At 71.4% G+C, this 13,866-nt stretch carries 10 protein-coding genes, 2 tRNA genes and 2 pseudogenes; 9 read left to right on the top strand and 5 right to left on the bottom strand.

The features are described 5' to 3' along the window. Positions 1 to 112 precede the first annotated feature (112 nt). On the top strand, positions 113 to 1,933 hold the full coding sequence (locus ACFY23_RS00200) for a hypothetical protein (protein ID WP_350679709.1): 1,821 nt from the start codon (positions 113 to 115) through the stop codon (positions 1,931 to 1,933). 22 nt (positions 1,934 to 1,955) lie between these two features. Here ACFY23_RS00200 and ACFY23_RS00195 read toward each other — a convergent pair whose 3' ends face one another. Then, the gene (locus tag ACFY23_RS00195; protein WP_350679728.1) at positions 1,956 to 2,735 is read right to left on the bottom strand and encodes a ferric iron reductase; all 780 of its coding nucleotides are present in this window, start codon (positions 2,733 to 2,735) and stop codon (positions 1,956 to 1,958) included. Between the two features lie 283 nt (positions 2,736 to 3,018). Here ACFY23_RS00195 and ACFY23_RS00190 point away from each other — a divergent pair, with 283 nt between their 5' ends. Continuing rightward, a complete protein-coding gene (locus ACFY23_RS00190; protein ID WP_350679707.1) occupies positions 3,019 to 4,536 on the top strand; it encodes a peptide deformylase in 1,518 nt (505 codons plus the stop codon). Positions 4,537 to 4,690: 154 nt separating this feature from the next. Here ACFY23_RS00190 and ACFY23_RS00185 read toward each other — a convergent pair whose 3' ends face one another. Continuing rightward, positions 4,691 to 5,809 (bottom strand): globin domain-containing protein, encoded by a 1,119-nt coding sequence (locus ACFY23_RS00185; RefSeq protein WP_350679705.1) that lies wholly within the window; start codon positions 5,807 to 5,809, stop codon positions 4,691 to 4,693. 142 nt (positions 5,810 to 5,951) lie between these two features. Between ACFY23_RS00185 and ACFY23_RS00180 the strand changes: the two genes are divergently transcribed. Then, entirely contained in the window at positions 5,952 to 6,722 is a 771-nt protein-coding gene (locus ACFY23_RS00180) for a CPBP family intramembrane glutamic endopeptidase (RefSeq protein ID WP_350679703.1), read from the top strand. 93 nt (positions 6,723 to 6,815) lie between these two features. On the opposite strand, the gene ACFY23_RS00175 is transcribed toward ACFY23_RS00180, so the two are convergent. Further along, positions 6,816 to 8,096: a hypothetical protein gene (locus ACFY23_RS00175; RefSeq protein ID WP_350679701.1), complete on the bottom strand. Its 1,281-nt coding sequence runs from the start codon at positions 8,094 to 8,096 to the stop codon at positions 6,816 to 6,818. A gap of 317 nt (positions 8,097 to 8,413) precedes the next feature. On the opposite strand from ACFY23_RS00175, the gene ACFY23_RS00170 reads away from it, so the two are divergent. Both ACFY23_RS00170 and ACFY23_RS00165 read left to right on the top strand, forming a co-directional pair. Then, positions 8,414 to 8,504, top strand: a tRNA-Ser gene (locus ACFY23_RS00170). Positions 8,505 to 8,540: 36 nt separating this feature from the next. Continuing rightward, a tRNA-Arg gene (locus ACFY23_RS00165) sits at positions 8,541 to 8,613 on the top strand. Between the two features lie 76 nt (positions 8,614 to 8,689). Here the strand turns inward: ACFY23_RS00165 and ACFY23_RS00160 are convergent. After that, entirely contained in the window at positions 8,690 to 9,259 is a 570-nt protein-coding gene (locus ACFY23_RS00160; RefSeq protein WP_387051180.1) for a tyrosine-type recombinase/integrase, read from the bottom strand. After that, positions 9,211 to 9,950 (bottom strand): annotated as a pseudogene (locus ACFY23_RS00155) (ISL3 family transposase); the annotation flags it as partial. The gene ACFY23_RS00160 and the pseudogene ACFY23_RS00155, both read right to left, overlap by 49 nt. 103 nt (positions 9,951 to 10,053) lie before the next feature. Here ACFY23_RS00155 and ACFY23_RS00150 point away from each other — a divergent pair. The 4 genes and pseudogenes from ACFY23_RS00150 to ACFY23_RS00135 all read left to right on the top strand — a co-directional run. Continuing rightward, positions 10,054 to 10,338, top strand: a pseudogene (locus ACFY23_RS00150) (transposase); the annotation flags it as partial. A 386-nt stretch (positions 10,339 to 10,724) separates the two neighbouring features. After that, a complete protein-coding gene (locus ACFY23_RS00145) occupies positions 10,725 to 13,049 on the top strand; it encodes an ice-binding family protein (protein ID WP_350679699.1) in 2,325 nt (774 codons plus the stop codon). A gap of 102 nt (positions 13,050 to 13,151) precedes the next feature. Continuing rightward, positions 13,152 to 13,649, top strand: coding sequence for a hypothetical protein (locus tag ACFY23_RS00140; RefSeq protein WP_350819252.1), 498 nt, complete (start codon positions 13,152 to 13,154; stop codon positions 13,647 to 13,649). Then, positions 13,646 to 13,858, top strand: a complete 213-nt coding sequence (locus tag ACFY23_RS00135) for a hypothetical protein (RefSeq protein WP_350679695.1) — start codon at positions 13,646 to 13,648, stop codon at positions 13,856 to 13,858. Before ACFY23_RS00140 ends, ACFY23_RS00135 begins: the two co-directional genes overlap by 4 nt. Positions 13,859 to 13,866: the final 8 nt, after the last annotated feature.

Below are 13,866 nucleotides of genomic sequence, written 5' to 3'. Positions count from 1 at the left end.
TTGCGGTCGGGGGTGGGCACGTGATCGGCGGTCGGCGAACCCGGCACATGGTACGCCAGTACCCCGAAACATGTCACGGCGGTGCCATAGCCTGACTACTCTACGAATCGTCATGACTACTCCTGAATCGGACCTCCCCGCCGGCGCGCCCGGACGCGGGGCCCCGGAGAGCGGGTCCGACCGGGGCGTACGCCCCTGGAAGGGGTGGTGGACGGACCTCGCCGCCGTCGCGAGCTTCGTCGTGCTCGGCTTCTGGGTGACCGCGCGGCTGTGGCTGCGCCCGTCCCACGGCATCCGGGACAACCGTACGGACCAGTCCCAGTTCGAGTGGATGATGGCACACGGCGCGCGGGTGGTGACCGATTTCGTTTATCCGTTCACGTCCGACCGGATGAACGTGCCGGACGGCGTCAATCTGATGGCGAACACGTCCGTATTATCCGTATCCATCCCAATGACGCCCGTCACGCTGCTGCTCGGCACGCGGGCGTCGTTTCTGCTGTTCCTTACCTTGGGCATGATCGCCACGGCGACGGCCTGGTACCTCCTGCTCTCGCGGGTGGTCGTCGGCTCCCGGGGGCCGGCCTGGCTCGGCGCGGCGTTCTGCGCGTACGCCCCGGCGATGGTGTCGCACGCGAACGCGCACCCCAACATCGTCTCGCAGTTCGTGGTGCCCCTGATCGTCTGGCGCACGCTGCGCCTCGCCGAGCCGGGGCGCTGGCTGCGCAACGGGGTGCTGCTCGCGCTCGTGATCGTCTGGCAGGCCTTCATCAACCTCGAAGTGCTGCTGATGACCGCGATCGGGCTGGGCGTGATCGTCGGGGCGCTCGCCCTCGGCCGGCCCGAACTGCGCCGCCGGGCCCGGCCGTTCCTCGCCGGCCTGGGCACGGCCGCCCTGGTGGCGCTGGTCCTGCTGGCGTACCCGCTCTACGTCCAGTTCTTCGGGCCCGGGGCGTACCACGGGCTGTCCTGGCTGATCCGCGGCTACTCCACGGACCTCGCCTCGTTCGTGGCGTACTCCCGGGAGTCCCTCGCCGGTGACGCGCGCACCGCGCAGGGGCTGGCGAAGAACCCGACCGAGGAGAACGCCTTCTTCGGCTGGCCGCTGGTGGTGCTCGTCGTCGCTCTGGTCTGGTGGCTGCGCCGGCACGTCGTGGTGCGCGGGCTGGCCGCCCTCGCGCTGCTCTTCGGCCTGCTCTCCCTCGGGCGGGAGATCCAGCTCAACGGCAGGGGGACCGGGGTGCCCGGCCCGTGGGCGGCGCTGGAGGGCCTGCCGATCCTGCACTCGGTGGTGCCGACCCGGTGGGCGCTGGCGATCACCCCGATCGTCGGGGTGCTGCTCGCCTACGGGGCCGAGCACGTGCGCGTCCTGGCCGCCCGGCACCCGCGGGCCCGACCGCAGATCCGCTTCGCCGCCGCCACGGTGCTCGCCATGGCGCTGCTGCCGATCCTGCCCACCCCGCTGCCCACCACCCGGCTCGACCCCGTTCCCGCCTTCGTCACCTCCGGCGCCTGGCGGCCGTACGCGGCCGGCGGGCGGAGCATCGTGACCCTGCCCCTGCCGGACACCCACTACGCCGACCCGCTGCGCTGGTCGGCGCGGACCGGGTTGGACATGGCCATCGCCCGCGGCTACTTCCTCGGCCCGGACACCCGCCCCGGGCGGGACCGGGTCGCGCTGTTCTCCGCCCCGCCCCGGCCGACCGACGAGTTCTTCGCCGAGATCCGGCGCACCGGCGCGGTGCCGCCGATCACGCCGCAGGCGCGGGTCGACGCGGTCGGGGACCTGCGGTACTGGCGGGCGGGGGCGGTCGTCCTCGGCCCGCACCGGCACGTCGACGCCCTGCGTCGCGGGATGACCGAGCTGACCGGCATCCGCCCCACGTACACGGGAGGGGTGTGGCTCTGGGACGTCCGCCCGGTGACCGATTGAGGCGGGACCGGGAGGTCAGGCGCTACGGACGGACGCAGCAGCCCTGGCAGATCTTGGGCTTGGGGAGGGTGAAGGCGAGGCAGCAGGTGCGGCGCTGCACGGTCGGCTCGCCCGTCGGGCCGGGGACCAGTTCCACCAGGTCGGCGAGGTCCAGCGCGCCGAGCAGGGTCTCGATCGTCTCGACCGAGGAGCCGGGCAGACCGTCGGCGGCCCGGAGGATGCCGTGGGCGATGCCGGAGGCCACCGACCCGAGCAGGGTGCGCGCGCCGATCCGGACCTCGGCCTGGATCGCGGCGATCATCGGGGCCAGGTGGGCGTCGAGCAGCGAGGCGCGGAGCACCCGGAGCAGCTCCGCCTCGTCGGCGACGACCCGCACCTCCGGCAGCCCGGAGAGCGCCAGCGGGTCGCCCGGCAGCACCGCGACCGTGGTCGAGCGGCGCAGGCCCAGGGTGAGCAGCGGGCGGTGGTCCTCGAAGTGGATCAGCACGTCGGCCGGGTCGAGCAGCGGCACCCGGCGGGCGGAGGCCCAGCCGAGCACCACGGGCAGGGCCGTCCAGTAGCTGTACGACTTCCAGGCCAGCGCGGCGCAGGCGTGCGGGGTGCCGCCCCAGCGCAGGGTGGCCGAGTGCAGGAACTCCGGCAGCCGGGTGCCGTCGACCAGGGCGCTGGCCCGGCCCCAGCCGAACTCGTCGGTTACCAGCAGGCCGGGCGCGAGGCCGGGCACGTCGTCGGTGCCGAACATGGCCCGCAGGGCGGCGGTGACCGGGGCCAGCGGCGCGGCGGCGACCTGGCGCCCCGGCATCACCGCTGTCATCCGACTCATCCCCCGTCCGCAGCGTCCGTCGCTGAGCTAAGGCTAGCCTAACCACAGCTCGCGGGTTAAGGGAAGCCTCACCTACGCCGGATCGGGAGGTGCGGGTCACTCCGCCGCGTGCGGCGTACTACCCGGGGGGAGGGGCGGGAAACGCCGGCGCAGTATCGACAAGCGTCGCTCGGTGTCAAGGTTCGTGTCGGCAAGGTGGCACTTGCCGTGTGTGCGCGGGCACAGAACGTGAAACTTGGTACCCCCGGCCACGAGGAAGCTGATGACGACCTCACCGCTCGATCGGGCTGCCGACTCCTTCGCTGCCGAGCTGGCCCGGCACCGCACGGGGCGGGGGCTGTCCAAGAAGCAGCTCGCCACCCTGATGGGGTTCGACCCGTCGTACGTCAGCCACGTCGAGGGGCGGCGACACCGCCCCACCGAGGACTTCGCGCGCCGCGCCGAGGCCGTGCTGGAGGCCAGCGGCGCGATCTGGCAGCGCTTCAGGGAGTACGACGAACTGCGCCACGCCCGCGCCGAACGGGCCCTCCGGGAGCCACCCGTCCCCGGCCAGTGGATGCCGCCCGGCACCGGGCTCATCGTCGAACGGGAACTCGCCACGCTCACCCACCTCGACGACGCGTACCACTGCGTCATCCGGCGGGAGCTCTACAACGCCGGCACCGAGCCGGTCACCCGCTACCTGGTGCGGATCGCCGTGGACCGCTACCCGAACGACCCGGGGCGGTCCAACCGGCACCACCGGGAGCATCCGCTCACCTTCGCCGAGCTGCGGCTGCGGGCGTTCCGGGAGGACGCGGGCGAGCGGGAGGCGATGCACTGGCGGGCCAAGCACGACCGGGACGCCTTCAAGGAGATCTGGCTGCTCTTCGAGAACGCCGACCGGCGCTTCCCGCTCTACCCCGGCGACCGCGCCACCATCGAGTACGCGTACTGCGTCGGGCACGACAAGTGGGGCCCCTGGTTCCAGCGGGCCGTCCGGCTGCCCACCCGGCAGATGGCCGTACGCCTGGACCTCCCGGCGGCCCTCGACCCGCAGGTCTGGGGCGCGGAGACCTCGCTCTCGGCGGAGGAGGGCCCGCTGCGCACGCCGGTGACCCGCCGCGACGACGCCGACCGGGTGATCTACGACTGGGCGACCGACGATCCGCCGCTCAACGCGCGTTACCGGTTGCAGTGGCGGTTCCGCGGCCGGCCCGACGCCGAGCCGGAGGAGGCCGGGCGGGTCCGGCCCAGCGACCGGATGCGCGGCATCGGCATCGTGCAGCGCGGGACCGACCTGCTCCGCCAGCCGGCGCGCCCGTTCGACCTGCCCGGCGAGGAGCAGGCGGCCCGGGACGTGGTCGACCGCCTCGCCGCGGCCCTGGCCCGGCTCGACGAGCTGCACCCGTTCAGCAAGGGCGTGGGCATCGCCGCCCCGCAGCTCGGCCTCGACCGGGCCGCGGCGGTGGTCCGACCCCCCGACCGGTCGGCCGAGCCGGTCGTGCTGCTCAACCCCCGGGTGGTCGACACCTCCCCGGACACCGACGAGCAGTACGAGGGCTGCCTCTCCTTCTTCGACCACCGTGGCCTGGTGCCCCGGCCGCTGCGGATCGACGTGGAGCACGCCCAGTACGACGGCAGCCGGATCATCACCTCGTTCGAGTTCGGCATGGCCCGGCTCGTCGCGCACGAGATCGACCACCTGGAGGGGCGGCTCTACGTGGACCGGATGGCGCCGGGCGTGCCGCTGGTGCCCGTCGAGGAGTACCGCGAGACCGGCCACCCCTGGCGCTACTGACGCTCACCCGAAGGTGCACGACCACGTCCGCCCGGGTGGGAAGGACGGCCGGGCGGACGTGGTCGGGCGGGGCGGTGCCGGTCCGCCCGTCGGGGACCGGGGCGCGTGCCCCAGGGGGCAGGGGCACGCGCCCCGGTTGGGGGGAGGAACGCTTCTAGAGGTTGCCGAAGGTGTCGTAGCGGGTGTTCTGCGGCGGGACGTCGTCCTCGGCGAGGACACGCAGGGTGGCCCGGACCAACCGGGTGGAACCCGAGACGTAGCAGTCGTGCCCGGTCCACGGCCCGTACCGGCCGACCACGTCGGCGATGTCGCCCTGCTCGCCGTCGAAGTCCGGGTCCTCGCTGCACGCCGGGGTCACCGACAGCCACGGGTGGGCCGCCACCAGCTCCTGGAGCCCCGCCAGGCCGTACAGGTCCGCCTCCGTGCGGGCACCGTAGAAGACGTGCACCCACCGGGTCCGGTTGTAGCTCACCAGCTCCTCCACCAGCGCCTTGACCGGGGCGAGCCCGACGCCGCCGGCCACGCAGAGGACGTCCCGTTCGGAGGAGCGGTCCAGCGTCATCGATCCCATCGGCGCCGCCACGCGGAGCAGGTCGCCCGGCTTGACCCGGCGGACCAGCGCCCCCGAGAGCCAGCCGGCGCCCGCCGGCGTACGGACGTGGAACTCCAGCAGGTTGTCGTCGTTCGGGGCGTTCGCGATCGAGTAGGTGCGCCACACCCGGGGGAGGTGACGGGGTGCCTCGATGCTGACGTACTGGCCGGCCTTCCACCGCAGCGGGTGCTGCAGCGCCCGGCAGGTCAGCACCGCCGTGTCCGTGCCGTACCGCTCGTGGGTCAGCACCTCCGCGTGCCAGAACGGCGGGTTGTCGTCGCCAGCCGCCCCGGCCAGCATCTTCTCCGAGATCGCGGCGTGCGCGTCCCGCCACGCCTGGTCGTACTCGAGGTTCCAGCCGTCGCCCGCGGTGCTGCGCAGCGCGTCCAGCAGCGCGACGCCCATGGTCTCGTAGTGCGCCGCCTCGACGTGGTACTTCCGGTGGTCCCGGCCCAGCGAGCGCAGGTACTCGTCGAAGCTCTCCGGGTCGCCGACGGTCTGGATGGCGGTGACGATCGCCTCCAGGAGCCGGTCACCCTGCCCGGCCATCTGCACCGGGAAGAGCTTCCGCAGCTCGGGGTCGAGGAGGAAGAGCCGGGCGTAGAAGTGACCGCTCAGCCGCTCCCGGTGCTCCTCGACCAGGGTCCAGCTCTCCTTCAGCAGACGTGCGAAGTCGTCCACGGGCGCTCCTTCTCCTGACGGCGGATCGGGCGCCCATAGAATGTCCACGGAGCGTGTCCACCGGTCGCACAGAATGTGCGATCGGCTCGTGAGGCCCGCTCGGGCGCTGCCGCCGGCCGTCGGCGTCGGGCACAGTGGTGCGGTGACACTTGAGCTGGACCGCCCGGCGACCCGCCGGATGCTCGGCACCGAGACGCTGCTGGTGCTCGGCCTGTCCCTCGGCCAGTCCGCCGTCTACGCGACGGTGTCGATCGTCGCGAAGCTGACCGCCGACGGGCCGCTGTCGAAGCAGACCGCCGCGCTCAACACCTCGGTGTCGCCCCGGCCGTGGCTGGACCTCACGTACCAGTTGCTCGGGATCGGGTTCGCGCTGCTGCCGGTGCTGCTCGCCGTACACCTGCTGGCGCGGGACCCCGGCGACCCGGCACGGACGCTCGGCATGGACGCCCGGCGGCCTGCCCAGGACCTGGCCCGGGGCGCCGGCCTGGCCGCGCTGATCGGCCTGCCCGGCCTGGCGCTGTTCTGGGTGGCGGCCCAGCTCGGCGTCAACGCCACGCTGGTGCCGGCCGCGCTGCCCGACCTGTGGTGGACGGTGCCGGTGCTGATCCTGGCCGCCGTGCAGAACTCGGTGCTGGAGGAGGTGATCGTGGTCGGCTACCTGGTCACCCGGCTACGGCAGCTCCAGTGGCGGCTCGGCGCGATCATCGCGACGAGCGCCGTGCTGCGCGGCTCGTACCACCTCTACCAGGGCTTCGGCGCCTTCGTCGGCAACGTGGTGATGGGCGTCGTGTTCAGCCTGTTCTTCCTGCGCACCCGCCGGGTCATGCCGCTGGTCGTCGCGCACACCCTGCTCGACGTGTTCGCCTTCGTCGGCTACGCCCTGCTGCCGAAGGCGTGGTTCGACTGGCTGTGAGCCGCTCCGCGCCGATCCCTCCGTCTGCCCGCGCGCTTCCCTCCCTTCCGCCGGCTCCCTCCCTTCGCCGGCTCTCGCCCGGCCGTCGTCGGCTCAGCCCGCCGGTGTCCGCCGGTAGGCGCTGATCGCGCGGGCGGCGAGCCGCGCGGCCCCCGCCGCGTCGCCGGTCGCGGCCGCGAGCACCGCCGCGCCCGGCAGCAGCCGGGACGTCATCCGCAGCGCCAGCCAGCCACCGGCATGGGCGGCGAGCGGCGCGGCCAGCCGCCACGCCGCCTCCGCCGCGCGTGGCCAGGGCGCCTCACCCGGCCCGTCCGCCGCCCGGGCCGCCGCCAGCGCCGCCCGTGCGCTCTCGGCATCCGGGTGCACCCGGGTCAGCACCAGCAGCTCCACCGCCCGGTCCGGATGGGCCGGGTCCCGGCCGTACGCCGCCGCCAGGTGCAGCACCAGGTTGGCCTGGGTCCACAGCACCGCCCCCAGCTCGGCCAGCGGCGCGAAGAGGCCCGCCAGCGCGGCCGTCGCCCCGCCCGCCCCGGCCTGCCGGACGAACCGCCGGGTCGCGAGCCGGGCCAGCCCGTCGGCCCCCGCGTCGGGGTACGCGTCGCGCAGCCGCTGCGCCCAGTCGCGGGCGCGCGGGCCGAGCACCTCGACGGCAGCCAGGGCCAGCAGCTCCGGAGCGAACCCGGGATGGTCGAGCACCCGCGCGGTGATCCCCCGCATGGTCGATTCCGGCATACGGGCCGAAGGGGTGCTCGCCGGCGCGGCGCCGGCCGTGGTGCTCGCCGGCCCGCCACCGGCCGTCGTGCTCGCCGGCCCGGCGTCGGCTGTGACGCTCGGCACGCCGGCGTTCGCGCTCCCGACCCGGGCGCTGCTGCCGGGGGCTGCGGCGGCGTTCGCGCGCCCGACCTGGCCAGGGGTGGACGGGGTCCGCGTGGGCGGTGCGGCCTTCCGCGCGGTCGCCTTCCGGGCGGGCGTGGCCTTCGCCGCAGCCGGTGTGTCCGCTGTCTCCCCCGGCGCCACGTCGACGGCCTCGCGCGGCTGCTCGGCCGGCGGAGTCTTCCTGGCGGTCGTCTTCTTCGCGGTGGTCGCCCTGGTCGTGGTCTTCCTGGGCACGGCCTTCTTCGCCGGGGTGGTGGCCTTCCCCACAGGGGCGGTTGGCGCCGCGACGGTTTCCTCGACCGGGGTCGCGGCGGCCGCCTTCTTCGCCGGGGCGTTTGCGGCGTCCGCGTCACTCTTGTGTGACACGTCACTCTGCCCGTCCGCCTCCGCCCGGCCGGCGCGGTCGCGGGGCACCGGAGCGGCCGCACGATCGGCCTGGCGGGGCAGCGGCGCGTCAGCCGCGGGCGGCTGGAAGAGCACCGCCGGTGCGGGCTTCACGCGCCGGGGGCGCTCCTCAGAAGCCGCCGTCCGGTCCGCCTCGGAGGACGCGGGGGGCGGTGGTGTGAAGGTGGGCTTCGGGGAGCGTCGCCGCGCTCCCTCAGCAGGCTCTCGGCGGGTCGGCTCGCGCGGCGGCTGCTCCTGCATATCGATGGAGCGTAGTACCGATCACGCCCCCGCACAGCCGGGAAGCACGGGGCCGGGCCGGGCGTGGGCGCCCCGGCCGACCCGGCGGCCGACCGTACGGGGCAAGTCGCTTTGCTCCCCATCGGTGGGGCCATGTATCCTCGGGCGCGGTGGTCTGCAGAGGTCACCGGGGAGACTTCGCCTAGTCTGGTCTATGGCGCCGCACTGCTAATGCGGTTGGGGTTTTAAAGCCCCTCCCGGGTTCGAATCCCGGAGTCTCCGCGCGAAAGCCGGGTGTGTAGACTGGCTGAGCACCGAGCGCCCGTAGCTCAATGGATAGAGCATCTGACTACGGATCAGAAGGTTAGGGGTTCGAGTCCCTTCGGGCGCACAGCAGGTGAGGGGCCGTTTCGGGTAACCGAGACGGCCCCATTTCCATGCGGTACAGCAGCGAAGTACAGCCGTAGTCATGCCGACTCCGTGCCGTTCATGCGGTCGCCCAGGCGCTTCAACGCCTCGCGAGTCTGCTTCGAGCTGACCCGCGTGTAGATCTCCATCGTGACCTTGAAATCGGCGTGCCGCAGGATCTGCATGGCCACCCGTGGGTGCACGTCGAGGTCGGCCAGGATGCTGGCGCAGGTCCGTCGGGCGCCGTGCGGAGTGATCTGCCGTAGGCCGTAGCGGCGGATCCGAGCTTCCCAGGCCCGGTTGAAGTTCCGAGGCTCGATCGGCGTGCCGAAGCGGGTGGTGAACACCAGCGGCGACTTCTGCCACACCTCGCCGGCCGCTTTCATGTCCGCTCGCTGCTCCGCTTGGCGGATGGCCAGGGCGGTCCGACAGATGTCGGGTAGGGGCATCGACGCGTCGGATTCCGCCGTCTTGGTCTCGCGGCGCACGAGCTGCCTGCCGATGCGCTGGAGCTGCCAGGAGACGTTGAGTTCGCCGGCCGCCTGGTCGATGTCGTCCCAGGCGAGGCCGAGCAGTTCCCCGCGGCGCAGGTGCTGTGTGCCTTCACCTCGCTCAGGGCGGCTTCGCACAGGTTGTGCCACAGGTGCCACCTGTCCGCGACCTGCACCGCGTCGGGCAGGGCGCGGCGGATGGCCTCAGCATAGGTAGCGGAGCCGTCACGGCACACGACCTCGACGCCCGGATGCTCGCGTAGCCACGCTTCCAGCGTGTCGGCGGTGCGGTCGGGCAGCACGTCGATCCGCTCGTGTGTCTCGGCGTCGATCACCACGGTGGCGTAGCGGTGCCGTCGGCGCAGAGCGAAATCGTCCACGCCGATCACACGCGGCGTCCGCCCAGTAGGCAACGGGATGCCCAGAAGGGCACGCAGGGCCGTGTAGCGAGACAGGCCTACCGCGAGTATCGCCAGCAAGCGGGCTCCTGCCCGGCCCGCTAACTCCTTGACCACAGCCTTGACGTGCCGGGACAGGCGCGCCGTGCGTCGCTGGTAACGCTCCAGCACTCCGGGCATCTGCTCACGGAAGGTCTGCCGGCAGCCGCGCGTGGGACACACCAGACGCCGCACACGCACACGGACCACCACCCGCCGCCCGTCGACCGCACGTCGGCCACCGTCCGCAGGTGAAATCCGTGCACCCGCCCCGACGACGCCCCGCACACCGGACACACCGCGGGGCCCCGCGGAGTCCGCGCCCGCACCACGATCCGCTCGCCCTCGTCAACCACATCCTCTATGACCAGCGGGGAGAGACCCGAGAACACCGCCTGCACAAGCCGATTGACGTCCTTCACGCGAGTGTCAACGACTCTCACGACTCTCTGTCACCACCGAATGTGAGACAGGGCCATTATTTGTACAGTCCCCTTCCCGGACTGGTTGCTGACGCACCGGGGACGGGCCGAGCAGGCTCTGGTGTCGGTGGTGGCGACGTCGTATCTGCTCGGAGTCTCCACGCGCCGGGTGGAGAAGTTGGTCGAGCAGCTCGGGATCCGGCAGCTGTCGAAGTCGCAGGTCTCGGAGATGGCCGCGCATCTGGACGCCCAGGTCGAGGCGTTCCGCAACCGGCCCCTCGACTCGGGGCATTACACGTTCGTGTGGATGGACGCGTTGACGATGAAGGTCCGCGAGCACGGGCGCACCGTTGCTGCATATTCGCGATGGCGAGCATGTTGGCGCTGCGCCGGTCCTCGGACCGGGCGAGGATCGGGACATATGAGGCCGCCTCGCGCCTGGTGCAACTGGCCTACGGAGACGCCGGACATCATCTCACTATAGCCTTTTTGGGGCATTTCACGGCATTGGTCCGCTTTGCGGCGATAATCTCCCGTACAGGTCTTTTGGGCGCCCGTCACCTGACGCTGCGCCAGCTAACAACCTCTGCGCTCCGAATCTTGCCGGGGCGGGATCTTGATTGGTGGGGGAAATCTGTGTCGGTGATCAGTTTGGCTCGCGCGTGTCGTAGACACCGTCGGTCTACTGCGATGGCGATGGCGGGGGCTGTCGTCTCTACGACGATTTTCGTAGGGGTCGTTGGGATGTCGGCGGCCTGGGCCCAGGCCCCGGTCCCGTTGGGGGTTGCCGAGTCCTACGGGGTGTTGGCTGGCCAGGCGGTCACTGACGTCCCGCCTCCCGTCGGCCCTTCGGTCATCAACGGGGACCTGGGTGTCTGGCCGGGCACGTCGGTCACCGGCGACCCGGTGGTGACCGGCGAGGAACACGTCGGTGACACCGAAGCGATGCAGGCTCAGGCCGCTCTGACCACGGCGTACGACTTTGCCGCAGGGGAACCGACAACCGCTACGGTGAGCGCCGACCTCGGCGGCCAAACTCTGGCCGCAGGGGTGTACAGGTCGCCCGCCACCATGTCTCTGACGGGCACTGTCACGCTGGACGGGGAGAATGATCCCAACGCGGTGTTCATCTTCCAGGTGGGATCCGACCTCATCACCGCGACTGATAGCCGGGTCAGGCTGATCCGTGGCGCGCAGGCGTGCAACGTGTTCTGGCAGGTCACCAGCTCGGCGACCTTGAATACCAGAACAGTTTTCGCCGGAACCATCTTGGCGTTGCAATCGGCGACGCTGGGGGAAGGAGCCACCGTTGCTGGACGGGTGCTGGCCCGCAACGGCGCCGTCACGCTGATCCACAACACCATCACGCGACCATTCTGCACCGCACCCATCGCGCCACCGACGATCTCCAAGGCTTTCGGGACCACGACCATCCGTGCCGGCGGGACGACGTCGCTCAGTTTCACCCTCAGTAACCCCAACGCGAATACGCCATTGACCGGGGTCGGTTTCAGCGATGCGTTGCCTGCGGGGTTGGTCGTCGCCACGCCCAACGGTTTGAGCGGTTCCTGCGGCGGCGGCACGATCACCGCGACTGCTGGTGGTGGCAGCATCAGCCTGGCCGGCGCCACCCTACCGGCCAACGGAAGTTGCACCTTCTCGGTAAACGTCACCGCCACCACCAGCGGAACGAAGGTGAACACCACCGGCCCGGTGGACTCCAACGAAAGCGGCCCGGGTACCCCCGCTGCGGCGAGCATCACGGTCGCCGTCGCTACACCACCGACGATCTCCAAGGCTTTCGGGGATGCGACCATCCCCCTCAACGGGACGACGTCACTGCGTTTCACCCTCACCAACCCCAATACCGAAACGTCCCTGACCGGCGTCAGTTTCGTCGACAACCTTCCTACGGGACTGGTGGTCGCCACACCCAGTGCCGCGCAGACCAACTGCGCCTCCGGCACGATCGCGGCGACTCCCGGTAGCAGCAGCATCAGCCTGTTCAGCGCCACCCTGCCGGCCAACGGGAGCTGCACAGTGTCGGTCAACGTCACCGGCACCACCACCGGAACAAAAGTCAATACGACGACTGCCGTCACCTCGGTCCAAAGCGGCCCAGGCGCCCCCGCCTCGGCAACCGTCACAGTCGGCGCGGCGGTCGTCGCACCGCCGAAAATCGCCAAGACTTTCGGGAAGGCCACCATCCCCCTCAACGGGACGACGTCACTGCGTTTCACCCTCAGCAACCCCAACGCGCGTACGTCGTTGACCGGGGTCCGTTTCAGTGACACCCTGCCCGCAGGGCTCGTGATCGCCACGCCTAACGGTTTGAGTGGTTCCTGTGGCGGCGGCACGATCACCGCGACTGCTGGTGGTGGCAGCATCAGCCTGGCTGGTGCGACCTTGCCGGCCAACGGGAGTTGCACCTTCTCGGTGAACGTCACCGGCACCACCAGCGGAACGAAGGTGAACACCAGCGGCCCGGTGGACTCGAACGAAAGCGGCCCGGGCGCCCCCGCCTCGGCAACCGTCACGGTCCGCGCGGCGGTCGTCGCGCCACCGACAATCGCCAAAGCTTTCGGGAAGGCCACCATCCCCCTCAACGGGACGACGTCACTGGGCTTCACCCTCACCAACCCCAATACAAAAACGTCGCTGACCGGCGTCAGTTTCGTCGACAACCTTCCTACGGGACTGGTGGTCGCCACACCCAACGGTTTGAGTGGTTCCTGTGGCGGCGGCACGATCACCGCGACTGCTGGTAGCAGCAGCATCAGCTTGGCTGGCGCCACCCTGCCGGCCAACGGGAGTTGCACCTTCTCGGTGAACGTCACCGGCACCACCAGCGGAACAAAAGTCAATACGACGGAAGCCGTCACCTCGGTCCAAAGCGGCCCAGGCTCCTCCACCTCGGCAAGCATCACGGTCCGCAAAGGCACTCTGCCCGTCACCGGAAGCCGATACTCAACCTACGTCACCATCGCCCTGACTGTGATCAGCCTCGGTACGGCATTTATCGCGATCAGTCATCGACGGCTGAGCGGACGTAGACGCGACACCGCCTAACTCGCGACGCGGTATGGAATGGCGGATTTCGGTGCTTGTGCGGGACGGCGCACAAGCACCGAAATCCGCAGCGGTGCGGGTGCCGAAAACCTCGCGTGGTCGGTGGAGGCGCACCTCGACCGTTGTGGGGCCTGCCGGACCAGCATCGCGCGGTACGCGTCAACGGCCCTGGTGGTCGAGGCGGTGGCGGTAACGCTGGGCAACCGGCTGCCGGCGCAGGGGCGGGTGCGGCGGGCAACGGGGTGGCGGCGGGTCAGGGTGTTGGTGGGTGCGGGACCTGCGGCGCGGGCGGCGTGGTTGCTGTCGGTGGCCGTCACCGGGGTGCTCACCGCGGGGTTGGCGGTCAGCCCGACGGTGGTCCCGCCGTGGCTGCTCCTGCTGATCGCGCCGGCGCTGCCCGTTGCTGGTACGGCCCTGTCGTACGGGCCGCGGACCGATCCGTTGCACGACCTGATCGCGGGGACACCGCAGGGCGGCCTGCGGATCGTTCTGTGGCGCACGCTGGCGGTGCTCGTGGTTGCCGCGCCCGTCGCGGTCCTGGCCGGCGCGGTGACGGACATCGGTACGCCGGTGTTGTGGCTGCTTCCCTGCGTCGCGTGACCGTGCTGACGCTGGCGCTCGGTTCGCTGATCGAGCCCGCGTACGCCGCGCTCGTGGTGGCGGGGGTGTGGGCGGTGGTGGTGCTGGCACCGCCGGTCGGCGGCATGTCGGTCGTGGTGTCCAGCGGCCCGGGATGGTTGGGCGTCACCGCGGTGGCCGCGGTTGTGGTGTATGTGCGTCGGGAACGGGTGGGGAGGGAACCGGCATGACGGTGGTG

Origin of the sequence: Micromonospora sp. NPDC000121 (assembly GCF_042899165.1) — a bacterium.
Classification (GTDB): domain Bacteria; phylum Actinomycetota; class Actinomycetes; order Mycobacteriales; family Micromonosporaceae; genus Micromonospora.
This window is presented reverse-complemented; position numbering and strand designations above follow the sequence as displayed.

What these genes read in the sequence shown, in the direction of transcription:
- ACFY23_RS00190 (WP_350679707.1), top strand. Translation starts at nt 3,019, where the DNA reads ATGACGACCTCACCGCTCGATCGGGCTGCCGACTCCTTCGCTGCCGAG.
- ACFY23_RS00195 (WP_350679728.1), bottom strand. Translation starts at nt 2,735, where the DNA reads ATGCCGGGGCGCCAGGTCGCCGCCGCGCCGCTGGCCCCGGTCACCGCC.
- ACFY23_RS00145 (WP_350679699.1), top strand. Translation starts at nt 10,725, where the DNA reads ATGTCGGCGGCCTGGGCCCAGGCCCCGGTCCCGTTGGGGGTTGCCGAG.
- ACFY23_RS00200 (WP_350679709.1), top strand. Translation starts at nt 113, where the DNA reads ATGACTACTCCTGAATCGGACCTCCCCGCCGGCGCGCCCGGACGCGGG.